19 protein-coding genes and 1 pseudogene are annotated in these 25,167 nt (G+C 61.0%); 15 read left to right on the plus strand and 5 right to left on the minus strand.

The window, feature by feature from the left end; genetic code table 11:
- The first annotated feature begins 316 nt into the window (after window positions 1-316).
- The 7 genes and pseudogenes from P3T23_RS28710 (at window position 317) to P3T23_RS28740 (ending at window position 6,445) form a co-directional block, all read left to right on the plus strand.
- Window positions 317-1,165, plus strand: a complete 849-nt coding sequence (locus P3T23_RS28710) for a DUF2167 domain-containing protein (protein WP_429319472.1) — start codon at window positions 317-319, stop codon at window positions 1,163-1,165.
- Window positions 1,162-1,881 carry a hypothetical protein gene (locus tag P3T23_RS28715; RefSeq protein ID WP_429319473.1) on the plus strand — a complete coding sequence of 240 codons (720 nt, stop codon included), beginning with the start codon at window positions 1,162-1,164 and terminating at the stop codon, window positions 1,879-1,881. The genes P3T23_RS28710 and P3T23_RS28715 overlap by 4 nt, the downstream gene beginning before the upstream one ends.
- Window positions 1,881-2,264, plus strand: a complete 384-nt coding sequence (locus tag P3T23_RS28720) for a J domain-containing protein (protein ID WP_429319474.1) — start codon at window positions 1,881-1,883, stop codon at window positions 2,262-2,264. Before P3T23_RS28715 ends, P3T23_RS28720 begins: the two co-directional genes overlap by 1 nt.
- A gap of 248 nt (window positions 2,265-2,512) precedes the next feature.
- A pseudogene (locus tag P3T23_RS28725) lies at window positions 2,513-3,389 on the plus strand (tyrosine-type recombinase/integrase).
- Window positions 3,390-3,410: 21 nt separating this feature from the next.
- Window positions 3,411-4,580 carry an IS91 family transposase gene (locus tag P3T23_RS28730; RefSeq protein ID WP_429319475.1) on the plus strand — a complete coding sequence of 390 codons (1,170 nt, stop codon included), beginning with the start codon at window positions 3,411-3,413 and terminating at the stop codon, window positions 4,578-4,580.
- A complete protein-coding gene (locus P3T23_RS28735) occupies window positions 4,581-4,778 on the plus strand; it encodes a hypothetical protein (RefSeq protein ID WP_429319476.1) in 198 nt (65 codons plus the stop codon).
- An 833-nt stretch (window positions 4,779-5,611) separates the two neighbouring features.
- Window positions 5,612-6,445 (plus strand): DUF932 domain-containing protein, encoded by an 834-nt coding sequence (locus P3T23_RS28740; RefSeq protein ID WP_429319477.1) that lies wholly within the window; start codon window positions 5,612-5,614, stop codon window positions 6,443-6,445.
- A gap of 268 nt (window positions 6,446-6,713) precedes the next feature.
- Here P3T23_RS28740 and P3T23_RS28745 read toward each other — a convergent pair whose 3' ends face one another.
- From P3T23_RS28745 to P3T23_RS28765, 5 genes are all read right to left on the minus strand, one after another.
- On the minus strand, window positions 6,714-7,523 hold the full coding sequence (locus P3T23_RS28745; RefSeq protein WP_429319478.1) for a hypothetical protein: 810 nt from the start codon (window positions 7,521-7,523) through the stop codon (window positions 6,714-6,716).
- On the minus strand, window positions 7,516-8,208 hold the full coding sequence (locus tag P3T23_RS28750; protein WP_429319479.1) for a protein mobD: 693 nt from the start codon (window positions 8,206-8,208) through the stop codon (window positions 7,516-7,518). Before P3T23_RS28750 ends, P3T23_RS28745 begins: the two co-directional genes overlap by 8 nt.
- Window positions 8,209-8,217: 9 nt before the next feature.
- Window positions 8,218-8,682, minus strand: coding sequence for a hypothetical protein (locus tag P3T23_RS28755; protein WP_429319480.1), 465 nt, complete (start codon window positions 8,680-8,682; stop codon window positions 8,218-8,220).
- Window positions 8,683-10,707: 2,025 nt separating this feature from the next.
- Window positions 10,708-12,219, minus strand: a complete 1,512-nt coding sequence (locus P3T23_RS28760; RefSeq protein WP_429319481.1) for an aldehyde dehydrogenase family protein — start codon at window positions 12,217-12,219, stop codon at window positions 10,708-10,710.
- A gap of 58 nt (window positions 12,220-12,277) precedes the next feature.
- Window positions 12,278-13,879: a GMC family oxidoreductase gene (locus P3T23_RS28765; RefSeq protein WP_429319482.1), complete on the minus strand. Its 1,602-nt coding sequence runs from the start codon at window positions 13,877-13,879 to the stop codon at window positions 12,278-12,280.
- Window positions 13,880-14,689: 810 nt separating this feature from the next.
- Between P3T23_RS28765 and P3T23_RS28770 the strand changes: the two genes are divergently transcribed.
- The 8 genes from P3T23_RS28770 to P3T23_RS28805 all read left to right on the plus strand — a co-directional run bounded on the left by P3T23_RS28770 (window position 14,690) and on the right by P3T23_RS28805 (window position 25,165).
- On the plus strand, window positions 14,690-16,390 hold the full coding sequence (locus P3T23_RS28770; RefSeq protein ID WP_429319483.1) for a DUF1302 domain-containing protein: 1,701 nt from the start codon (window positions 14,690-14,692) through the stop codon (window positions 16,388-16,390).
- Between the two features lie 106 nt (window positions 16,391-16,496).
- Window positions 16,497-17,864, plus strand: a complete 1,368-nt coding sequence (locus P3T23_RS28775; RefSeq protein WP_429319484.1) for a DUF1329 domain-containing protein — start codon at window positions 16,497-16,499, stop codon at window positions 17,862-17,864.
- A gap of 123 nt (window positions 17,865-17,987) precedes the next feature.
- Window positions 17,988-19,094: a WD40/YVTN/BNR-like repeat-containing protein gene (locus tag P3T23_RS28780; protein WP_429319485.1), complete on the plus strand. Its 1,107-nt coding sequence runs from the start codon at window positions 17,988-17,990 to the stop codon at window positions 19,092-19,094.
- Window positions 19,095-19,163: 69 nt separating this feature from the next.
- Window positions 19,164-21,659 carry an efflux RND transporter permease subunit gene (locus P3T23_RS28785; RefSeq protein ID WP_429319486.1) on the plus strand — a complete coding sequence of 832 codons (2,496 nt, stop codon included), beginning with the start codon at window positions 19,164-19,166 and terminating at the stop codon, window positions 21,657-21,659.
- Between the two features lie 47 nt (window positions 21,660-21,706).
- Window positions 21,707-22,684: a lactoylglutathione lyase gene (locus P3T23_RS28790; RefSeq protein WP_429319487.1), complete on the plus strand. Its 978-nt coding sequence runs from the start codon at window positions 21,707-21,709 to the stop codon at window positions 22,682-22,684.
- Complete coding sequence (locus tag P3T23_RS28795; protein ID WP_429319488.1) at window positions 22,685-23,512, plus strand: enoyl-CoA hydratase/isomerase family protein; 828 nt, start codon at window positions 22,685-22,687, stop codon at window positions 23,510-23,512.
- A gap of 4 nt (window positions 23,513-23,516) precedes the next feature.
- Window positions 23,517-24,377 (plus strand): SDR family NAD(P)-dependent oxidoreductase, encoded by an 861-nt coding sequence (locus tag P3T23_RS28800; protein WP_429319489.1) that lies wholly within the window; start codon window positions 23,517-23,519, stop codon window positions 24,375-24,377.
- Window positions 24,374-25,165, plus strand: coding sequence for an alpha/beta fold hydrolase (locus tag P3T23_RS28805; RefSeq protein ID WP_429319490.1), 792 nt, complete (start codon window positions 24,374-24,376; stop codon window positions 25,163-25,165). Before P3T23_RS28800 ends, P3T23_RS28805 begins: the two co-directional genes overlap by 4 nt.
- Window positions 25,166-25,167 lie beyond the last annotated feature (2 nt).

The raw sequence follows: 25,167 nt of genomic DNA on the forward strand, positions 1-25,167 counted from the left end.
TATCGCCTTGAACGAACCGCTTCATCTTGCTCATCCTCCGCTATCGGATGAAGAATTTTAGCGCTCCAAAAATGCGTTTTGACACACTCTGGGCCAACAGCCGCCGTTCGCTCCCGCGTATTCCCTGCCACTCAAACGGCCGTTTCGCGACGACGGTTTAGCCGCCAGCTGGCTCTGACGGTAATACCCTCCCCCCGTAGCCAAGCAGGACAACGCTGTTGCAAGACCCATGACCTCATAGGAAACTGTGGGGTCCTTTCTTCTTGCAGTCTCGGCAAGAACACAATTTCAAGCATCCACAGGGGCCTCTCACATTATGAAAAAAATTTTGCTTGCCCTGATTTTTATGCCAGTGCTCGCTTTCGCACAGAATGACCAACAACAAAGTGCAGCCGATAAGCAGACACAGGAGCTACGCACTCTCAATTGGCAGAATGGCCCCATAACAGGGACGATAGGTTCTCACGCCACCATTCGAGTACCACAGGGTTACGTTTTTTTGGATTCTCAAAATACCAGACGGTTTCTTGAAATTCTTGGCAACATTCCCAAAGATAATGAATACATGATGGGACCCCAATCATTAAGCTGGTTTTCTATCTTCTCATTTCACGAATCAGGATATGTCAAGGACGATGAAAAGATAGATCCTGACACCCTTCTTAACCAGCTTAAAGCCAGTGATGGGCCAGCCAATGAAGAACGTCAACGTCTCAATATGAGACTGATGTATACAGATGATTGGGTTGTGGAGCCACACTATGACATTCAAACCAAACAGCTTGAATGGGGTATTCAGTTGCATGACAGCACCGGCGCAAAGACTGTCAACTACACTACCCGGATTCTTGGTAGAACTGGCGTAATGAGTGCTACTTTGGTAACGGATAACAGTACGCTCGCGTCAGATACCAGAGCCTTCAAAGATATCCTAACGGGCTATAGCTATAATGCTGGCGATACTTATGCTGAATTTAGGCCGGGCGACAAAGTAGCGGAATATGGGCTCGCTGCTCTTGTTCTTGGCGGCGCAGCGGCAGTGGCGGCTAAGAAAGGATTTTTTGCCATCATTGCCGGGGCTCTTGTCGCTTTTTGGAAACTGATCGCTGCCGCTGTGATTGCTGTATTTGCAGGCATAGCCAAAATCTTCAAAAAGAAACAATGATTCATCTATCAACAGAAACACAGCTACTAATAGTGGCTGTGTTTTTTTACATCTATGACGCCTGCCAATTACTCTTTGTCAATGAAGGTATAATCACAGGCCACAGGAAAAATTGGACAGCAACCACCAATAAAAGTGGCGTGGGCCTGCTTGGAAAAAGATTATTCATACCCAATCTTCTGTTGCCGCATCAACCTATTTATAAATTGGCTTGGTATCCAGAAAGAATAGAGCAGACATCTACTGTAAATTGGAAGAATGAGAAAGCTTTGTATTCTTGGTTTACCCTTCCAGCCTACGGCATGGCAGTTGCCTTGTTCATTATCACACCAGTTACTTATTACAGGTTTAGAACGGACGAAGCATTGCTTTGGTGTCTTGGCCTAATCTACTATTTCTCACTTGCAGTAGGGGTGGGGCTATACCTCTATAGAAAACAACTTGGACTAAGCAGCAAGCAGGCTATTTCTATTTTTACTGAATGCTTATGCTGCCCACCGTTTACTATTAATATAGTTCGCAAACTCTCTCTATCAAGATCTATTCGAGCTAATTTTGTGGAATCAGCCTTTCAATTGGTTGATACAGTGCAATGGGCCAATCTACAGAATGAACTTGTCGATTACATTGATGAAGAAATCGAAGAAACCGACTTAGAATATAAGATTGCCCAGCTTGAAAAATCCAAGGGAATAATTTTAAGGATGGTTAAATAATGTCCGCCACAGAAATTCTTGTCGTTGCTGTGTGCCTGTTTGTTGGCTATTGGGTTGTATCAAAAATGATGACCCCAAAGGCGAAACCACAACCACAGGCATCATCAAAAAATGATTCAAAGCCTAACGATCCACCACCTAACAACGACACTTACAACAATACCAAACAAGAGAGCAAGCCTTTGCAGTGGTATGAAGTGCTGAAAGTGAGCCCCAATGCCACAGTGGAGCAAATTCAAGAAGCTTATAAAAAGCAAATTCGTCAATATCACCCAGACAAGGTGAACAATCTTGGCGAAGAGCTACGAAATCTAGCAGAAGAAAAATCAAAGGCTATCAATGTAGCATATCAAACCGCATTGAGAGCGAGAGGACAATATTAATTCAGGCGGCAATCCATAGCCTAACTCTGTCTGCGGCTAGCAGTCGTGGCAGGAAAGATGGCCATTGTAAGCATGGAAGCGGCCCTTTCCTTATCGCAGCGACGTTTGGCCGCAATGGGTCGATGGACTAAACCGCTCGCGCGGTAGGGGCTCCGGCGCGACGCCGGTGGCGAATGAGAGGTCCGTGACGCGATTGCTTATGTTGGCGAATGAGGCAATCCGCCTCGTTCTCCAGCAGGAGCCCCATCATGACCTCCTCACACCCGGGCGTCAGCCCGCTGCGCCAGCGCATGATCGACGACATGCACATGCGCCAGCTTTCGCCGAAGACGCAAGCCACCTATCTGCGCATCGTGCGGGAGTTTGCCCGGTTTCTCGGGCGCTCGCCTGGCACCGCCACCGTCGAGGATCTGCGGCGCTACCAGCTGCATCTGGTCGATCACGGCACCTCACCCGTGTCACTGAATGCCGCGATCACGGGACTGAAGTTCTTCTTCGAGATCACGCTCGACCGGCCCGAGCTGATGGTCAGGATGCAGCCGGTGCGCGTGCCCCGCACCTTGCCCGTCGTGCTCAGTCCCGATGAAGTGCGGCGGCTGATCGAGGCGGCCGGCAACCTGAAGCACCAGACCGCGCTGTCGGTCGCGTACGGGGCCGGGCTCCGCGCGAGCGAGGTGGTGGCCCTGAAGGTCACCGACGTCGACAGCCAGCGCATGACGCTGCGCATCGAGCAGGGCAAGGGCCACAAGGACCGCTACGCCATGCTCTCGCCGGTGCTGCTCGAGCGCCTGCGCGTCTGGTGGCACGTCGCACGGGCCCAGGGCAGGATTGCTCGATGGCGGGTGGCTCTTTCCCGGGCGCGATCCCGTTGACCAGCTTAGCCTGAGGCAGCTGAACCGCGTCATTCATGCCGCCGCCGAGGCCGCAGACATCGACAAACGTGTATCCATGCACACCCTGAGGCACAGTTTCGCCACACACCTGCTCGAACAGAAGGTGGACATCCGCGTGATCCAGGTGCTGCTCGGTCACAAGAAGCTTGAGACCACCGCGCTTTACGCCCAGGTGGCCACCGATCTGCTGCATGAGGTCACCAGTCCGCTGGACCGTCTGCCTCCCGATTAGGCCCGCGCGCTGCAGCGCCTCATGCTGGAGGTTGCGGACATCTTCCGCAGCCACGGGCCAGCGTGGCGGGCCACGGCACACCTGAGCCTGGGGCAGCTGAAGGTCATGTCGGCCATCGAACAGTGCCGCACCGCGGCGCTGGGCGGGCATGTGCTGCGCTGTTCAGGCTGCGACCACATCGAGGTCGCGTTCAACTCCTGCCGTAACCGCCACTGCACGAAGTGCCAGGCCAGTGCCGCACATCGCTGGCTCGAGGCGCGCCAGGCTGACCTGCTGCCCGTGGAGTACTACCACGTCGTCTTCACGCTGCCCGCGCCCATCAGTGCCATCGCCTGGTACAACAAGGCCGTCATCTATGGGCTGCTGTTCGATATCGCTGCTGAAACGCTGCGCACCATCGCCGCGGATCCGAAACATCTGGGTGCCAACATCGGCGCCACGTTCGTGCTGCATACCTGGGGTTCGGCGCTCACGCATCACCCGCACGTGCACGGCATCGTCCCCGGTGGCGGGCTGTCGCCGGACGGTGAACGCTGGGTAGCATGCCGGCCCGGCTTCTTCCTGCCCGTGCGCGTCCTCTCGCGCCTGTTCCGGCGCCGCTTCCTCGAGGCACTCCAGGCGGTTCACCTCCGTGGCCACCTGCAGTTCTTCGGCGAGTACACCGGGCTCGCTGATCGCGCCACCTTTACCCGGTGGCTTGCGCCGCTGCGTACCTGCGAATGGGTGGTCTACGCCAGGCGCCCGTTCGCCGGACCGAAGGCGGTGCTCGAGTACCTCTCACGCTACACGCACCGCGTCGCCATCTCCAACCAGCGCCTCGTTGCCTTCGATGAGCGCGGCGTGACGTTCCGCTGGAAGGACTACCGTGCGAAGGGACGCACCCGCTACAAGACCATGACGCTTGAAGCCGGCGAGTTCATGCGGCGCTTCCTGCTGCATGTGCTGCCCGGCGGCTTCCATCGCATCCGTCACTACGGGCTGCTGGCCAACCCGGTACGCCGCGCCAGTCTCGCCAAGGTGCGTGAGCTGCTGGACGTCGTGCCCGAGGCCGGCACCCAGCCCGACGATCCCAGGGGAGCTGTCCCTCCGGTCTTCGTCTGCCGCCACTGCGGTGCGCCGATGATCGTCATCGATATCCTCCAGCGCACGGCGCCCATTCGCGCACCACCCATGCCGCGAGGCGAGACATGAGTGCAACGCTTCATGAACGTGCAACCCGACCGTCGGCTCTGCGGCAACGCGGCCCACGGGCGCAAGCTCGCGCCTGTCGTTTCGCGCAGCCCCTCACACGTCCGCGTCATCATCACCATTGCGCGGCTGCACCGCTTCGCCACCGCGTCAGCGCCCATCCAGCATCCCGACCGGCCGCGCCGCATCCGACACCGCTGAGCATGCTGACCTATCAATCGCCATAGCCGCGAAGCTCCTACCGCATCGGGGCACTCCGCGGTTTCCTCCATCGAGGCTTATTCGACGCCTGCCGACACGCGCGGAGGCGCCGTCACATTCCTGCGGCCGATGGCAGGCATCGAATAACCCTAAACGGGAAGACTCATTCGCCATAACGAAAAGCTGACGCTCGCCGACACCTGGTCGCGAATGTCAGCAAAGTGATCTGGAACGGCCGCACGTTCCTGATCGACCACCGTCCGCTAAGGCCGAAAACCGACCCCGCGTCGAGGTGTCGGCAAGTTCCCGATCCCTTCGCTATGAGAGGCCGGCGGCCGCGCGGCCATGGAGCCGCGGGCCGCACGACCGCCATCAATCCGGCTACTCGAGGCGCATCCTGGCCTGCCGCCGCGCACGGTTGTATATCATCTGATGGCGCCGGTTGTCGGTCATCAACTCCAGGCGCAGCAGTCAACCCCGTCGCTTCTTAGCGAGGGGTGGCCTACGCGACCGCGCCCTAAGGACCGCACCTGCATGCCCGGTCAACCCGAGGCATGGCATGCACCCGGCTCCCAGCTTCCCGCCCTTGACCCGCGACAGTAGCCGATAGCGGGCGCGCATCAAGGGGCGAGGGACCGTGTTGCCCGCACCCCTCCCTCGCCTTTTTCCTTGACGCCCGCCCGCTATCGGCTCCTCCAGTCGCACGGGCGCGAACCCCGGAGCCTGGCGGTAGCAACGCCAACCCCGAGTTCCACCGGGAAGTGTCCAGCCGCAATGGCAAGGCACCTCCCCTCGCCCGGTTCAGGTCCTCAACCTTGACTGTGGAGATTGCCATGCAACTCGCTTCCTCTTTCCATTACGGCTCCCCGATGCTTCGCGCTGACGCGCCCCTCTCGGACGACCAGATTCGTCGGGTTGCTCCCTCCATCTTCGCGGACGGCAAGCACGAAAGCCGTTCCGAACGCTACACCTACATTCCCACCATCGACGTCCTGCGCGGCCTGCGCAACGAAGGGTTTCAGCCGTTCATGATCTGTCAGACCCGCGTACGCGATCAGGGCAAGCGCGAATTCACCAAACACATGCTCCGGCTTCGCCATGCCGACCAGATCTCCGGCGAGGAAGCCGACGAAATCGTGCTGCTCAACTCGCACGACGGCACCAGCAGTTACCAGATGCTGGCGGGCACATTCCGGTTTGTCTGCCAGAACGGCATGGTCGCGGGCGAGAACATCGCCGATATCCGCGTACCGCACAAGGGCAACGTCATCCAGAACGTGATCAATGGCGCTTTCGACGTGCTCGACGGCTTCGACCTGATCCGCGAGCAGAAGGACGGCATGCGCGCCGTCGAGCTGAACCGCGACGAGCAGCATGCATTCGCCCGCTCCGCCCTTGCGCTGCGCTACGACCCGACCGACGCCGAGGCACCGGCCCCCGTCACTGAAAGCGAGCTACTGGTGCCGCGCCGTTTCGAGGACCGCCGCGACGACCTCTGGACCGTATTCAACCGCGTGCAGGAAAACCTCATGAATGGCGGGCTGCATGGACGCTCGCGCAGTGGACGCGCCATGTCGACTCGCCCCATCACCGGCATCGACCAGAACGTGAAGCTCAACCGCGCGCTGTGGATGCTCGCTGACGCCATGCGCCAGATGAAAGCATAAGCGCCTCAGGAGCAGCAACGTCCCTCCGCCCCGCCCCACCTCGTTCCATCAGGACTCCCATCCGGGTCATGTCCTGATGGAATCCGGCAGCACCCAACCCGGACCCTTCTTTTTAGTTTTCTGGAGTCAGTCACGCAATCTCAACCCGAAACCCCTGCGGCAACCACCGACGAAACCGTTTCGCCGCTCGAAACCAATTTCGGCAACGAACAGCCGGTCGCCACCGTGCCGTATTCCAGCCTGGGGCCCTCGCCGCTCAAGGCCAGCACTACGACATAGCCGTCGCCCGCGCCGAAGACAAAGGCTGCCGGCCACCGGTGATTGCCTTCGACCAGAACGACGCGGCAGCAAACGTGCTACGCCACGCCGCCGAATTCATGGAAGGCGATACCGATGAGGTGTAACCCATGCGGGCAGACGGCAAGCCGTCTGCCCGCCCCCAATGCACGCCTGCCCACCATCCGGCCAGCGCGCCCGCACCCGCCGCCACCAGCATCACAATCAGCCCACCGACGACCAGCCCATAGCACACCCGCTCGAGCCGCCGCATGGCGATGCGCTCGAATGACGTGAGCGCAGCGTCGATCCGTTTCTCCTGCGCACGTGCAGCGACAGCCGTCGCCCCCACGAGCCGGTTTCCGGCAACTTGAGCAATGCGGTTCGCCGCCCGCTGCGTCAGCGCAGCCAGCGCCTCGTCGTTCAGCGCTGCAAGCGCGGCCCGGTAGCGCTCCTCGTGTTCGTCGGTCATCTGCCCGGCCAGTTCAATCGTCGCCTTGCAGCGCGCAAGCGCGTCGCGGTGCTGCATCATCAACGTATCCGTCGCTGCTCGTGCCTCCGTCCGCACAACATCCAGACCGCCCGCGCCTGCCTGCCGGATGCGTTCCGGCATGGTCTCGTAGAGTCGCCCGTAGTATTCGAGCATAACCAGCACAGACCACAGCGCATCGTTATCGCGCAGATTGAGCGCACCCGATACCCGCCTCATTCGCAGCACACTGGCATCGTCGGGCAATTCACCCGTGACGTCGAGAAACAGACAGGCAAGCGTATCCACCGGCCTGCCCTGTCTGTTATCCATCGACCGTTACCTTCGCGAACATGGCATCGCATAACGAACGCCAACGCAAGAGCTCGACCCGTTCACCGATATGCATCGTCGCCACTGCCTTACGGATCGACATGCGCTGGCTGCGAAGCTCGTCGGCGACCCGATCCGCGAGATCGGGAAAGTCCAGTGAATAACCGCGCGCTTCGATGGAACGGCGAAGCTGCGACCCCTGATACAGTGTGAACTTGTCCGCCGGACCGAAGTAGCCATTGCGCACAACATTCGTCACCGCGTCCGGGAACGTCTCGCTGAAAGCGCCCAGCAGTTCAAGGCTGTCGCGTTGCCGGTTGATCACCCACAGGACAACAAGCCGGCGCCGAAGCTCGCCAAGCGCTCCGGCCAGTGTCGCGCCGAACTGCTCAACACCGGTCTGGCTCCGCGCCGCAGTGTTGACAACGATCGCCGCGTCCCTTTGCTCGTCGCAGAAATTGACGAGGCCGATCCAGCCGTCCGCATCGTCCAGGTTATAGGCGATGCAACGCATCTCATCCTGAACCGCTTTCATTACGTCCGGATTGGCGGTATCGGTCTCCACCAGCGCCGCATGAATATCGCGCCGTAGCAGATAATCGGCCAGCGCGAGCGCAACGAAGCTCTTGCCCACGCCGCCCTTGCTGCCACCAACGAGATAGATGGGGTAAGTCGTCATGTCCATTTGAATCCTCTAAAGGTTCTCGGTATCTGGCCGGATCTCGAATGAGAACGCGTCACGCATCACCATGCTTCCTGGCCTGCTAACTATCTTTCCCCCATCCTGCGTTTGATTCTCTCTGACAGCCTCTGCGCGAGCTACATCGCCCTTACTTACCCTCTTTACACGAGGCGACGGTGCAGCATTGCCTCGTGCCGATTCCTTTGCTACCTGTCGAGCTGGCTTGTCTTTTTTCGATGGGTATAACGCGTACTTGACCGAGCCAACACTAAAATCGACTCCCTTCTTCCTTGCAATTTCAACGATTTCTTCCAGCGTATATCCCTTCTTCCTCACCGCACCGATCACCAGACGCATCTCTTTCATCGCATCGGTAATAGAGACGCGCTGCTCGGCCTCTGGCTTGACCGGCAGTGATTCCAGAGAGCGGACAAGCTCATCCCATTGCGTCCGGGTATAGCTTTTCGCAACTGGCATGGTTCGCTCCGTCGTGCTCTCTTCATCCCATCTTGTTCACTCAGGAAGACGCCGTCAACACCTGTTTCTTGCCGGATTTTCGCTATCGGAACGTCATGGAATCAAACGGATCGCGTCGGAATAAGAGAAATATTTTGGACGCGTCTGCCACAAGCAACGGACCGGGCCGATGTTCAGAAAACGTAGCGAAGGAATTCTGCGCAGACCCTACGACGGCGGAGGCGCAGAACGATCACAGCAAACGGGCTGAATCGCTCTGGCCATCAGGATTCACACATTGGAGCTGCGAGCCGACAAAGACTCGATAGTCTCGCGTACCATATCCCTTGCTCTGTGAACTGCCGATAGCGGTGCCTGCACGCCTTCGCAAAAGACACGGCAGATTTTGGAAATCAACGGCCACCCGGAGCTGAATCGACGTTGCCGATTCAGCGCATGCGATTACCGACTCCAGCCGCCACTCGCGCAGACATCTGTCATTCAGGTAGCCGCAGTGGACCGGATCACTAAACAGAAATCGCCCTGCCAAGTATGCCGCCCCGATCGATCGACATCCCGCACCACGAGATACGGTTCGCGGTCAAGCAAAGGAAGACGTGCGGACTTGATAGGTGCATCCCGCGGACGCATCTAGCCACCTTACAGATAGTTCCCGGCCGACCTCGCTGAAAGCGCTTAGCCGTCAGACAAAAAAACGATATTAAAAGGAGGGATGGCAGGATAGGCTACCGCCGGTTTTGGGCGCCATGTGCGACGCACTTCTACTAGACAAACATGGTCGCGGCCTCAACAACTTTGCGCTTGTCAACAAGCGCTCTCGCGTCGACCGGGATCCTGTTGCGTATTCCGGTAATGTCGATCAGATCAAGGAGAATATCGAGAGCTGCATTCGTGACCGCCGAAATAGCTCGCCGTCTGCAGCCGAGTCGAGGGGCTGAACGCACCCTACTCCAGCCAGCCGGCACGATGTCGCGCCCAGGACTGCTTGCAAAGAACAGCGGGCGCTAGAGGCTTCGTCGCGGCCGACGGGTGTCGGCAATTGTGATCACTGTTAGCTCGCCTTGAGGCGGCTGCTTTACCGAAAAGCGGCACTCTTGCTGCGTCGGTCGGGGGCATCAAGGAGATGCAAAGAACGATAGTACTTCGAGTCGGACAACCACCAGCCGATCCGTGCTGCCCGCTCTCGCCTTTGCGACACCTGGTTACCGCGATAACGTGTGCTATCGCCACCCCGACCAGCAGATTCACTTACCACGAGCGCACCAAGAAGTCGTCACTGCTCTGCCATTTGGGCATTTTGCATAAAAGAAATGATCGACATTTGAACGATCGCACTTTTATTGTCGATTGCTGACGCTAGCCCCGCTCAGTAGTAAGGACTCAAATTGCTTGTGTCGGGGCGGCGCCGGCCCAACGCCCGGCGACAAAGTCATCGCTGGTGAGTCGCACCGAATGGCCGGGCCAAGCACGCATTTTTCTTTCCGCGACTGCAAAAATACGCTTTCGACCATCCGAGAACGTCTGGAGCATGCGACTTGCATCGGCTCACGGCGACAGCCAGAAATGGACTTCAAGTGCCTCGCGTGTGATTGCGCACTCGGCGGTGCCAATCCGATCGGACAACCGGAAGTCGATTCTGCTTCCGTCGGCCGAAACGCTTGGTGCGAAATCAAGAACGTCCATGCCACACCTTGTAAATTCATCAGCGAACTTTTGGCTTGCTGTCGCTCGCTTCCAAATTTGACAGAACACGCCCCGCGGGCAATAGTCGGCGAGCACCGACAGTCAATTCAGGAAAACGCATGTGAAATGGCCCCTCGCGTTATAGACGCTGTTTTGACGTTTGCGGGCTACGAATTGGCCGTTGATGGTTAGTTTCATTCTGTTTTGAACAGAGACTTCCGCTGGTGAGAGATTACGGGAGACGAACGGCAATGGTTGGCAGCCACGGCGCGGTTTCGCCGTGTGCCGATCGATTCAATCGAACACATGTCATGCGTTCTGCCCTGCCTCTCCCCGAGCAGATCAAACCCCAATCCGGAACAGCACCGACTTCTCCTCCGTGTATTCATCCAGCCAGTTTTCACCGAATTCTCGCCCAAGCCCTGATCGCTTATATCCGCCGAACGGGGCATCCATCAACGAATACAGGCCGCCGTTGATCACCACGCCGCCGGTGCGCAAACGCAGCGCCATGTCATAAGCCTTCGCCGGGTCACGCGAATGAATCCCGCCATACAGGCCATATCGGCTGTCATTGGCAATCTGCACCGCTTCTTCGTCGCTATCGAAACCGATCACGCTGGCGACAGGGCCGAAGATCTCCTCCTGCGCGATCGACATTTCGTTCGTCACGCAGTCAAAAATCGTCACGTCGTAGAAGAACCCCCTGTCCAGATGAGCTGGCCGCCGCCCGCCGGCCACGAGCCGTGCGCCCTCGTCCTGCCCCTGCTGCACGAAGCGCTCGACGCGGCTGCGGGCCGCTTCGCGGATCAGCGGTCCAACCACGGTGCCGGCCGCCGCAGGGTCGCCGACGCTCAACTGCGCCGCAATCGCACACATGGTTTCGACATACGCGGGACGGATCGCGTTGTGCACGATATGACGTGTCGCCAACGCGCAGCCCTGGCCGCAATGGGTCGACACCTGGAACACGCCTTCCATCGCGGCTTTCTGCACGTCGGCATCTTCACGCACGATCAACGCCGACTTTCCGCCGAGTTCGAGCAGCGTCTTTTTGATGGTCGGCGCGCCTTGCGCCAGAATCGCCGCTCCCACCTGCTCCGAGCCGGTGAACGTCACCATGTCGACACGTGCATCCGCGGTCATCATCTGTGCGACGTCGGCATTGCCGGTGACGATATTCAGCACGCCGTTCGGCAATCCGGCTTCCTGTGCGGCCTCCCCGAACAGCAGCGCCGAAAACGGCGTATGCGGCGACGGTTTGAGCACGACCGTATTACCGGCCAGCAAAGCCGGAAACAGCTTGGCCAGGTTGGTGAGAAACGGCGCGTTGAACGGCGTGATCGCCGACACCACGCCGATCGCTTCCCGCACCACGACGCCGCTGCCAATCAATTGCGCGCCGGCGGGATCGAATGGATTGAGCGCGGTCGTAATCGGCAGATGGCGCGCCGCCTGGCTGAGGGAGCGCTCAATTGCGATTTCGACGATCTTCATCGGCGACGCGAACATCATGGTTTCGGCAAGTGCGCGCGTTGCCCCGGCTTCGACGATCTGCAACGCCTTGATGCGATCGGCACGCGCGAGCAACGCGGCATGCATGCGCCGCATAAAGCCGGCGCGCTCTGCCGGCGACATGCCCGGCCACGGCCCGCGATCGAATGCTTCACGCGCAGCGGCGAGTGCGGCTTCGGTTTCGTGCAAACCGCCAACCGGCGCTTCGCCGATCACTTCCTCGGTGGCCGGATTCAACACGGGCTGACGCTCGCCGCTTTGCGGCGTGACCCACGCGCCGCCGATAAAGAGCCGCGTCTGTTCGGTGAACTGCTTCGGCAGCGCCGCAAAATCGTTCATTCGATGTCTCTGTCCATGTCGTTGTCAGATGGCGATAGCGCTGGCAGCAAGGCCACGCTCATTGCTCGCCGAGTATCAGTTCAGCCGCGCGCATGCCGATCGCCATGGCGGGCGCGTTGGTATTGCCCGCGATCAGCGTGGGCATGATCGACGTATCGACCACCCGCAGGCGCTCGACGCCGCGCACCCGCAGTTTGGTATCGACAGCAGCGGCATCGCTGTTGCCCATCTGGCAGGTGCCGGACACGTGGAAGGCGGTCGAGCCGAATTTGAAGTACGCCTCGACCAGTTCCTCATCGGACGTGAACGCGGGACCCGGCGCGGTCTCAGCGGTGAAATGGCCACCCAGTGCCGGCTGACGCAGCATGCGCCGGATCAGCCGGACCAGCTCGACGCTGTGGCGGCGGTCCTGTTCGGTGTCGAGATAATTGGCGTCGATGGCGAGCGCCGCAGCGTGGTCCGCCGACGTGATGCTCACGCTGCCGAGACTCTGGGGATGCGTGAGATAAGCAACCCAGGTCATGCCAGGTTGCGTGTCGATCGCAATCTTGCCGTCTTTCACTGTCAGCGAATACAGGCCAACGCCGATCTCCGCATTCGGGCGCGTCAGCTCCGGGTTCGTTTTGACGAACGCGCAGACTTCGTGCGCCGCATGCGTCATCGGGCCCGCGCCACGCAGCTGATAGCGGAGCAAATTAGCAAGCAGCGGCCAACCGCGAAACTGCCGGTTCAGACTACCGCCCGTGACGCGCGCGCTCAGCATCACCGGCCGGTGTTCGCGCAGGTTGCGGCCAACCGCCGGCACGTCAGCCACCACGTCAATGCCGAGTTCGCGCAAGCGCTTGCCGTCGCCCACGCCGGAGAGTTGCAGCAGTTTCGGCGAGTTCAGCGCGCCCGCGCTCACCAGTACCTCGCGCCGCGCACTGACGGTCAGCGCGGCGCCCTCGGCCGTGCGTAGCGATACCCCAGTCGCGCGCTTGCCGCTAAAGTTGATCCGCTCGACCTCGACACCCGTGCGGATGTCGAGATTCGGACGGCCGCGCACGGGCTCGAGAAACGCCCTGGCCGCGCTCCAACGGCGCCCGCGCCAGATGGTTCTCGGCTGGTAGCCGATCGCCGCATCCGCAGCGTCATTGATGTCCCCCACTCGGGGCACACCGCTCTGCCCCGCCGCCTCGATTACCGCTTCGCAAAGCGGATCGCCCGCTGGATGCATCGACACTTTCAGCGGACCACCCGCCCCGCGCCACTGCGCCTCGCCGAGTTCGTGATCTTCCATGTCCTTGAAGCAACGGCCCATGTCAGCCCAGCCCCAGCCAGTGCAGCCCGCGGCTTCCCAGTCGTCATAATCCTGCGGGTGACCGCGCAGATACACCATGCCGTTGACCGAACTCGAGCCGCCGAGCGTGCGCCCTTTCAGCCAGTCTTCCGAGCCGCGACCGTCGCGTTGGGTGGCGCGATAGCTCCATACGAGCGGACCACCCGGGCTCAGGATCTTGCCGATGCCTCGCGGCATGTGGATCAGCGCGCTGCGATCCGGGGGCCCGCTTTCGAGCAACAGCACGGACACGCCCGAATCCGCCGACAAACGGTTGGCCAGCACACAGCCCGCCGACCCTGCTCCAACAATCACATAGTCGTAATGCTCACGAAAAGCCATCGATCATTCCTGTGAGAGGTTCACGGTTTTGTCCGTTGCCGGTGGTGGCGCTCTTCCGAGTGTGGCTCCCAATTGCCGAACGATTATGAACACATGCATATAATGTGTCTCGTATTTTTCGGTTTATTCAGGGTATCCATGGATATTGGCGCTCACAGCACCCTGCGAGGGCCGGGTAACTCCTGATAGCGGACAAGTTGAACAGGTTCGATTCTGATGATCAATTTAATAAAATGCCAGCGGATGGTCTGACTGGCCAGCGTTACACCCCGACTGTCGAGCATGCAGCCCCACGCCTCATCACACTCCCTGTTGTCTGTTCCGTACGTCTACCAGTTGACGTCCTGCCTCGGGTTGCGCGCGAGACGGCCTCGCCGCACCGGTCTCCGGCGCCTCGCGGTTGCCCGGAATGCCTTGCCGCAGAAGGATCCGGGCAAGAATCCAGGGCTCTTGCCCCATAGCAGGCACACATCTTCCACCCGCGTAAATAGGTGGGCTCTCCGTCTGCCGACGTTACGCCGCGTGGCATCCTCATCCCTGTCGACAAGATGAATATGAACAATGTTTTGGATTTTGTTTCGAATAAGGGAAAACGAGAGAATCGGACTGGAAATTCTATCTATAGAATTCCATTCCGAATCCAGGCGAATCTAGCAAGTCCCGACGAGCAGACTGCACAGAGTTGAACACTGTGTTTAATTCCCTGGGCGGCAGCGTGGAACCCACGAGGCCAGCAGCACCGTGCCGTCACCAGCGTCAAACAAAAAACCCGCCCCACCAGGGAGCCTCGGAGACAAGGAGATGAAGGGAATGAGCAGCTGCGCCACATTCAGGAAAAACCGGATGAGCCTCGGTATCGCGATGGCTCTGGGATGCTGGGCTGCATCGGCAGGTGCGATGCCGCTCGGCTCGAACCCCGATCTGAACATCAACTGGGATAACACGATCAGCTACAACCTGGGCATGCGTGCCCAGGGCATCAACGACTCGATCGGTAATAACCCGCTCTACAGCGAGTCGGAATACAAGTTCGGGCACGCAGGCGACATCGTGACTAACCGCATATCCAACCTGAGCGAATTCGATGCGGTGTACCGCGACAAATTCGGTTTCCGGATTAGCGCGTCGATGTGGAAAGACTTCGCGTACGGTAGCGACGTGAACAACAACCCCGGCCTGGCTTATCCCGGAGTGCCTTATTCAAGTCTGAACTCGTACGCCAACAATCGCTTCAGCAGTTACACCCAGCGCTATTACCAGCAAGGCGCGGATCTGCTGGATGCGTTCGTGTTCTACAAGTTCGAGATCAACGGCCAGCCGAGCGCGATCAAGGTCGGGCGCCTGACGCAATACTGGGGTAACGCGCTGATCTTCGGCAATCAGGGTATCAATTACGGTCAAGGCGCCTTGGACGACATCAAGGGCGCCGCCTCCCCGGGCACGCAGGCCAAGGAACTGGCGATCCCGCGCGCCCAGGTGCTGTTCGAAACCCAGCTCACGCCGACTGTCTCGCTGGCCGCGCAATATTTCGCGGAATACATGCCGACCCGCCTGCCCGAAGGCGGCACTTATCTGGGCACGGTCGGCTTTGGCTTCCAGGGGCCGAACCTGTTGCAGGGCGCGATTCCGCGTGGCAACGACGTCATGCCGAACAACGGCTTTCATAACGACTATGGCGCGAAGGTGACCTGGGCGCCGCAATGGCTCGGCGGCACGTTCGGCTTCTATTACCGCAATCTCACCGAAACGCAGCCGTGGGTGCTGCTTGGGGTGAACCCGGCAACAGGCGCGGCCAACTATCACCTGGCCTATGGCTCGAACGTGAAGCTGTACGGCGTCAGCCTCGACCGCCAGATCGGCGACTTCAGCACCGGCTTCGAAGTGTCGTACCGGCATAACACGGCGTTGAACAGCGGCACCGGTCCGCTGGCAAGCGATCTGAGCGGCCAGGAGGGCGCACGCGGCGACGTCGTCAATGTGATCGGCAACATGCTAGCCGGCTTGTCGCGCACGCCGTTCTGGAACACCGGCAGCGCGCTGGCCGAAATCTCTTTCACGCAACGGGTCAAGACCACCAGCAACGCCGCGCTCTATAACGGCGTCGGCAACTCGGCCGAATGTCCAAGCGGCAGCAAATGGGCCGGTTGCTCCACCAACAATTCGGTAGCGCTGGCGGTGCAGTTCGATCCGCAATGGCTGCAGGTGTTTCCGGGCGTCGACATCGACGCGCCGATGTTCATCCAGTACGGCCTGTGGGGCAATACACCGAGTCTGGGGGGGACCAACCAGGGTTCGATGATCTACACCTTCGGCCTGCACGCGCTGGTCCAGAACAAATACAACGTCACCTTGCAATACAACGGCTATCACTCGCATGCGGGCGGCCAGACCAACTTCGGTCTCGTCAACGGTTTGCCGAGCGGCGGTCCGTCGTACTACGCAACGGGCAACGGTCCGTTTTTCTACAACGACAAAGGTTGGGTTTCGCTCACGTTTTCTTCTTCGTTCTGATGGGCGCCGGTGCCCCCGCTTTCTGTCACGGACGCCGTCACGAGCGCCGGATAAAAAGCCGTCCTGCACCAGCTGGGTATTTCTGACACATATTCTGGAGACAAGCATGAAACTCGCAATGGTACTGGCAACGATGGCGACGGCGGTAGTCGTCAGTGGGCCTGTGCACGCGGCGGTCAGCGCCGACGAAGCCAAGGAACTGGGCGGCGGCAAGCTCACCGAATTCGGCGCCACGAAAGCGGGCAGCGCGGACGGCTCGATCCCCGCGTATACGGACGGGGTGAAGGACCTCGCCATTCCCGCCGACTTCAAGCCCGGCAGCGGCCGCTACCCCGATCCGTTCAAGGACGACAAGCCGATCGAATCGATCACCAAGGCCAATGCGGCGAAATACGCCGATCAGCTGACGCCGGGCACCAAGGCGCTGCTGGACCGCTTCCCGGGCTTTCGCGTCGACGTCTACAAGACGCGCCGCACGATGACCTATCCGGACTGGGTGCTGAAGAACACGGTGGGCTGCGCAACGTCGGCCAAGCTGGTCGGCAAGGTCAAGGGCGATGGCGTGGAAGGCGCGTTTGGCTGCATCCCGTTTCCGATTCCGAAAGATGGCTATGAAGTAATGTGGAATCAGAACATGCGCTACCAGGGTGTGCGCACGGATTTCCGCTTCCGCACCATCTTTGTCGATGAAGCGGGTCATAAGACGCTGATGGGCGACCAGGAATCGAAGTTCATCTATCCGTTCTACGACCGCAATGCGACCAAGCTGAACGATGCGTACTTCCGCCTGACCTACACGAACTTCTTCGGTCCCGCGTCGCAGGTCGGCCAGCTGTATCTGGCGAAATACAGCGTCAACAACGGCGACCAGGATGACACCACCTGGATCTACATGCCGGGTCAGCGGCGCGTGCGGGTCGCACCGGAAATGAAGTACGACACGCCGATGGCGGGGATCGGCGGCACGCTGCTGTTCGACGAAATCGGCGGCTTTCAGGGGCGCATGGACCGTTTCGATTTCAAGCTGGTGGGCAAGAAAGACATTCTCGTGCCGTACAACAACTATCGCGCTTATCAGTCGCCGAATCTGGTGGGCGACAAGTTCGCCAATCCGGATGTGGTGCGCTGGGAGAAACACCGCGTATGGGAAGTCGAGGCGACCCTCAAGCCGGGCCAACGTGATGTCTATAGCCACCGCACCTATTACATCGACGAAGACACCTGGCTGATCGTCGCGTACGACGCGTACGACCAGAGCAATGCGCTTTACCGCACGTCCTACACGCTGGACATCATTCCCTATGACAAGCCGCGTGTTGGTCAGCCGATCCAGGTGGTCTACGACCTGACCAAGGGCAACTATGCGGTGATCGCCGACGAGGGCGATCCCGCAACGCACATGATTCCGTACGACGAACTGCCGAACCAGGCGTACTACACGCCGCAAGCACTGCAAAGCTCCGGCGTGCGCTGAACGCGCGAGGCGCCCACTCGCCGGATCGGTGTCGCCGACCCGGCGAGCGAGCGGCCCAGGCAATCCCGGTGCGAACCATGAGTAGTCGATGAGTTGTCAATCTGTGTCTGCGGAGATTTACCCATGACTTTCCGGTCAGTGCAATGCATGACGGCCATAGTGGCGGCGCTGGCGTGCGCTCCGGTGCTTGCCGCGGCGAATAGCGCGGAGCCACTGGCGCCCCGTGCGGCTGCGTTTGTCGATCCGCTCGACGCCCCAGCCGAAGCCGCCGCCTCACCCGGCACCCGGCCGATGACCGCAGTGGCGAGCGCCGGTCAACGTCTTGTGGGGGTGGGGCAACGTGGCGTGATCGTCGTGTCCGACGATCATGGGCATAGCTGGCGACAGGTCCCGAGTCCCGTGCAAAGCGACTTGACGGCAGTCGCCTTCCCGACTCCGTCCGAAGGTTGGGCCGTCGGCCACGACGGCGTGATTCTGCACACGTCCAACGGCGGCGCGAGTTGGGCCAAACAACTCGATGGACGCCTCTCCAACGCGCAGTTCGTCGCCTACTACCGCGCGGCAGCGGCACGCGGCGACGCGAACACCGCGTCATATCAGAAGCAGGAAGAGAACAACGCCAAGGCCGGCGCGTCGCTGCCCTACCTCGACGTCTGGTTCGACAACGCGAGCCACGGCTACGCGGTTGGCTCATTCGGCTCGTTCGCCGTCACAAGTGATGGCGGCAAGACCTGGCAGCCAGCGCTCGAGCGCATCGACAACCCCGACTTTCTGAACCTTAACGCCATTCGCGGCATTGGCGGCGACGTGTATATCGCCGGCGAGCGTGGCATGGTATTCCGCCTCGATCGCGCAAGCGGCCAGTTCAAGCGACTGCAGTCGGGTTACGCCGGCAGCTTCTTTGGCATCGTCGGCAATGACAAGCTGCTCCTTGCATTCGGTTTGCGCGGCACCGTTTATCAAAGCGTCGACCAGGGCGCGAGCTGGCAAAAGGCCGACACCGGTACCGATTCGACGCTGAACGGCGCCACTGTGCTCGGCGATGGCCGCATCGTGATCTGCGGCAGCCGGGCGATGCTGCTGGTCGCTGACCCGGTCACGGGCGCCTTCCGGCGCGTCTCGGCCGATACGCCGATGCTGTTCGCCGGCGTTGCCGCGGATGGCGCGGATCGCGTGGCGCTTGGCGGATCGAGCGGCATGAGCGTTGAAGCAATCGGCGTGCGCCGCTGACCAGATCAGATGCGGCACGCGGACCGGCCGCGCAGACGCCATTGAATTGCATTCCTAAAGGTGTTCAACATGGATAACCCCCACGATCAGTCGGCAGCGAAGGACCAACCGCAACCGGCGCAGCCGTTCGACCGCCGCTCGGGCGGTCCTGTCGAGCGGCTGATCTTCAATCATCGCGCGCTCATTGTGATCGTCTGCGTACTGCTGACGGCGCTGTTCGGCGCGCGCGCCACGCGACTGGAAGTCAACGCGAACTTCCTGAACATGATTCCGCAGTCGCATCCTTTCGTGCGCAATTATCTCGACAATGTCGCGTCACTACGCGCGCTCGGCAACTCGCTGCGAATCTCGGTCGAGAACACCAACGGCTCGATCTACGATGCCGACTATCTGCGCACGCTGCAAAAGATCAATGACAAGGTGTTCCTGATGCGCGGCGTGGATCGCGCATACATGAAGTCGTTGTGGACGCCCTCGGTGCGTTGGACCGAAATCACCGAAGACGGTTTTCGCGGTGGTCCGGTGATGCCGGAAGCCTATGACGGCTCCGCCAAAAGCCTCGACGAATTGCGCCGCAACGTGGCGCGCGCCGGTATCGGCGGGTCGGTGGTCGCCAACGACGAGCGTTCCAGCGTGGTGTTCGTGCCGCTGCTCGACAAGGACCCTGCCACGGGTGCGCCGCTAAATTATCGCGAGCTCTCGCACGATCTGGAAAAGCAGATCCGTTCGCTCGAGACCGGCAACGACAGGATTCACATCGTCGGCTTTGCGAAGCTGGCGGGCGATCTGATCGACGGCCTCGACGGCGTGCTGATTTACTTCGGCATTTCCGCGTTGATCGCCGCGCTCGCGCTGTATGCCTACACGCGTTGCTTGCGTAGCACCGGTCTCGTCGTACTGTGTTCCGCCGCCGCCGTGATCTGGCAACTCGGCATCGTGCAGTGGCTCGGTTTCTCCATCGACCCGTATTCGATTCTCGTGCCGTTCCTTGTCTTTGCGATCGGCGTGTCGCATGGCGCACAGAAAATGAATGGCATTACCCGCGACGTCGCACGCGGTGTGCACCGTTATGCGGCCGCCCGCCATACGTTCCGGCGGCTGTTCCTCGCCGGCCTGACCGCACTTCTCGCCGACGTGGTCGGCTTCGCGGTGCTGATGATCATCGACGTGCCCGTTATCCACAATCTCGCGCTCGCCGCCAGCATCGGCGTGGGTGTGCTGATCTTCACAAACCTCGTGCTGCTGCCTGTGCTGCTGTCGTACACAGGCGTGAGCCGGTCCGCAGTGCGCCGCGCGCGATTGAGCGCCGATCCGCACGCAAAGCGCGGCCTCGTGGCACGCAGCTATCAGGTCTTCGAGCGCTTTGCCACCCGCAGATGGGCGATCGGCGCGATGGTCGGCGCGCTGCTGCTGTTCCTCGGCGGCTTTGCGATCAGCACACACCTGCAGGTGGGCGATCTCGACTCCGGTGCGCCCGAATTGAAAGCGAACTCGCGCTACAACCGCGATAACGCGTTCATCAACCAGCACTACAACCTGTCGAGCGATGTATTCGCCGTGATCGTCAAGACACCTGCCGGTGGGGTGGAGAGCTTTCCGACGTTGACCGAGATGGACCGCCTGGAGGCGAAGCTGCGCGAGACTGAAGGCGTGCGCGGCACGGTGTCGGCATCGAGCGTGGTGCGGCAGTACACGGCTGGCAACTTCGAAGGCTCGCCCAAATGGCTGACCGTGAATCGCGATCCGTTCGTCTCCGGGGACGCGTTTTCCAACGTCGTGGTGGCAATGCCGGAACTGACCAACGCCGACCGCACGGTCGCGCCGCTACTGGTATTCCTGAGTGACCACAAGGCCGAAACGCTGACGCGCGTGGTGCACGTGGTGAACGATTTCGCTGCGGCGCACGACACGCCCGAGCGACATTTTCTGCTGGCCGCAGGTTCGGCCGGCATCGACGCGGCGACCAATATCGTCGTCGAACAGGCCAATCGCGAAATGCTGCTGCTCGTGTATGCGTCGGTCGCGATCCTCTGTTTCATCACATTCCGCACGTGGCGCGCGGTGGTCGTGGCGCTGATTCCGCTGATGTTGACCTCGGTCCTCTGCGAAGCGTTGATGGTGATACTCGGCATCGGCGTGAAGGTCGCCACGCTGCCGGTGATCGCACTCGGCGTGGGTATCGGGGTCGACTACGCGTTGTATCTGCTCTCCGTGCAACTCGCGCGGCAACGCGCCGGCGCCACGCTGCGCGAGGCCTACCGCGACGCGCTGATGTTCACCGGCAAGGTGGTGATGCTGGTCGGCTTCACGCTCGCTGGCGGCGTCGTCACGTGGGTCTGGTCGCCGATCAAGTTCCAGGCCGACATGGGGATCCTGCTCACCTTCATGTTCCTGTGGAACATGGTCGGCGCCCTCGTGCTGATTCCGGCGCTCTCCTATTTCCTGCTGCGGCCGAAAGCCGAACGTCTGCGCGGCGGCTCCGGCATTGCGTCCACCGAAGCCACGCAAACCGTGAACGCCGCCTCGGCCACCCGCCTGCGCGCCGCTGCGCCGGCGGCTCGTTAGGCGTCCTTACAAGCCGTTCATCCAACTCTTTTTGGAGATTCACCGATATGTTCGATCTGCTGATGACCGCCGACATGATGGTTCCGGACCCGGACGGGATGACCGAATTGCTGGTCAACAAGCTGGGCATTCACAAGCACCCGAACTGGCGTCAGGCGTTCGACAACCATCCGTACATTGCGCATTTCCTGCGTGTGCACAAGTCACTGGCGGTGGCACCGACACGCGTAGAGCCGCAAGTGCATCTGGATCGCCTGAATCCCGGCGACCCGTCGTTCCATCATTTCCTGCAAAGCCTCGAAGCATTTCAGGGCAAGCATCGGCCGATCCTCACGCACTCGATCGTGGTGGCCGCACACGGTCCGAAGTTCGAGCAGACTGTCGAGCGTTTGATGCGTCGCCGGCTGCCGTTCCGGATGGCGCAGCGCACGCCCGAGATGCCGTTCGACCGTCTGTGGGTCGGCGTGACGCCGGAGCGCCCTGAATACGAACCGTCCGTGGACGGCGGCCTGTGCATCGAGATCATGCCGATGGAGCCGCTGCAACTGCCGCCCGAAACCTTCGCGAGCCCTGCGCCGCAACCACGCGATCTGCAGCCGGGCCAACTGGTGCGCGTCACCGCACGCGGCTTTCTGGTGCGCGATCTCGACGACACCCTGCGCCGCTGCTCAGCGAATCTCGACTGGGAACCGGTCGGCGCAGTAGAAATGCTGGTCGGCGAAGGCTACCGGCGCGCGCGGATGGGCTTCACGCTGCCCAACAGCGCGTCCCTCGACGTGCTCGAGGCGACCCGTTGGGACGGTGAGGCCGGCCGCTATCTGAACAGCTGGGGGCCCGGCCCGTATTTCGTGCGGATCGCGGTGAACGGCCTGCAAGTCAAGGCCGAAGAGCTGAAGGCGCGCGACATCGGTTTCGACTGGATCGAATCGTCCGAAGCGGTGGACGGCCGTTCCCTGATTCGCATTCACCCCGCCGAACTCGACGGGCAGCTCTTCGAATTCGAAGAATTTCAGGCGCCCCGCTAAATGCTGACCACCGACGAGGGGACCACCACCATGAATGGGCTGACGATCAACCCCACCGTGCGCATCGAGCGCAGCAGCAAGACCGCGTGGATCGTGCTGAACCGGCCGGAACAGATCAATGCGATCAACGACGAGATTCGCCGTGGCGTGCCGCAGGCGCTGCAGCTCCTCGACACCGATCCCGATGTCCACGTGATCGTGCTGCGCGGCGAAGGCCCGCGAGGCTTCTGCGCGGGTGCGGACATCAAGGAAAAGCGCGGTCCCGAATCGTCGCTGCAGGTTCGGCGGCGCATGGAGCGCTCGCGCTGGATCGAGGCGCTCGATCAGGTCCAGAAGCCGGTGCTCGCCGCGCTGCACGGCTTCTGCATGGGAGGCGGGCTGGAAATCGCGCTCGCCTGCGACATCCGCTTCGCATCGCCCGATACCGTGCTAGCGTTGCCGGAAACCGGTCTCGGTCTGATTCCGGGCGGCGGCGGCACGCAGCGCCTCGCGCGGGTGGTCGGTCACGGCCGTGCGCTCGACGTACTCCTCACCGGCGACCGGATGAACGCGCAGCAAGCGAAGGAAATCGGCCTCGTCACGCGCATTTCGGCGACGCCCGAGAGTCTCATCGCCGAAGTGCAAACACTGGCGGACCGGCTCGCGGCGAAATCGCCGGCGGCCACCATCTACGTCAAGCAGGCCGCGCGTGCCGCGCTCGAACTGGATCTGCGCCGCGGCCTGGACCGCGAACTCGATCTGTTCGCGTTGCTCGCCCCAAGCGACGACGTGAAAGAAGCCGCGCTGGCCTTCAAGGAAAAGCGCACCCCTGTTTTCACTGGAGACTGAGCAGATGACTAGTGGTATTGGCGGTACTGGCGGCACGCAAGCGACGACCGGCAAGCTCGAAGGCAAAGTGGCCATCGTCACTGGCGCGGGAGGCGGACTTGGTGCGGCCTGCGCGCGCGGCCTTGCGGCGCAAGGCGCGCGCGTGGCGGTCGTGGATATCGACGGCGATGCGGCGGTGGCGGTGGCCGCGTCGATCGGGGAACAGGCGATCGGCCTGCGCACCGACGTCTCGTCCGAGTCTGAGGTTAAGGCGATGATCGCGGCGGTGCTGGAGCGCTTTGGACGTATCGATATCCTGCATAACAATGCGGCCGTGCTCGACGCCGCGCAACGCAGCGGCGACCGCGACGTATGCAACGTCGAAGTCGAAGCGTGGGATCGCGCGATGGCCGTCAATCTGCGCGGCCCGATGCTGTGTTCGAAGCACGCGATTCCCGCGATGCTGAAAGTGGGGGGCGGCTCGATCATTCACGCGTCGTCCGGATTTGGCGCACAGGGCGATTTCACCTTGAGCGCATACGCCGCGTCGAAGGCCGGTTTGACGATCCTCAGCAAGTCGATTGCCGCGCAGTACGGCAAACAACGCATTCGTTCGAACACGATCCAGATCGGTCTCGTGGTCGCAGAGAATGGCGGTGCGCATCCGCTGCCCGAGGACATCAAGGCGGTGATTCTCGACGGCCATCTGACGCCCTATCTCGGTGAACCAAAGCATGTGGCGGACGTCGTGTGCTTTCTCGCTTCGGACGAAGCTGCGTTCATCACCGGCGCGACCCTCCCCGTCGATGGCGGCTTCACCAGCCACGCGCCGACTTTGGCGCCAATGCGTGCGCTGTTCGCCGCGCGCGGTAGAGAAGCATATTGAGCGCGCTACCGTCGTCGCGGGCGCAGCGGATTTCCGGTGACTCTGCCGGGAAGTCGAAAACCGCCGGCAAGCCGACTATCGTGTTGGTGCACGGTGGCCAACACAGCGGCGCCTGCTGGCAGCCCACCGTGGACGCATTGCGTGCGCTCGATCCCTCAGCGCAAGTCCTCGCCGTCGATCTGCCCGGTCACGGTAACGAACCGGGCAATCTGGCAACGCTGACAATCGGGCAATGCGTCGACAGCGTGACCGCGCAGATTCGGGCGACACGACCGAGCCGCGTGATGCTGGTCGGCCACTCGATGGCGGGAATTACGTTGCCCGGTGTGGCTGCGCGGCTCGGGTCCGCGCTCGTGCAACGAATGGTTTTCATCGCCTGCTGCATTCCGCCCGACGGCAAGACCGTGCTCGATACATTGCACGCGCCGATGAACGTGATCGCCGCGCGAGCCGCGCGGCGCACTGCCGTCAGCGCGCCCTTCCCCGCGTTCATCGCGCGCTGGGTGTTCGCCAACGGTATGACGCGGGAGCAGAAGCAACGCGTCGTGGCGGGTCTATGCGCGGAAAGCACAAGGGTAACGACCGAGCCGGTCGACCGTTCGACACTGCCGCGCGTGCCGATGAGTTGGGTGTTGACCCAGCGCGACCGCGCGTTACGGCCGAAAGTGCAGCGCCAATTCATAGGCAACCTCGGAGGTGTGGACGAAGTGATCGAACTCGATACCTGCCACAACGCGATGATCAGCGAACCGGTGAAGCTGGCGGAGATTTTGTTGAGCCGCTGTTGAGC

The sequence above is a fragment of the Paraburkholderia sp. GAS448 genome (assembly GCF_050435685.1).
GTDB lineage: Bacteria > Pseudomonadota > Gammaproteobacteria > Burkholderiales > Burkholderiaceae > Paraburkholderia.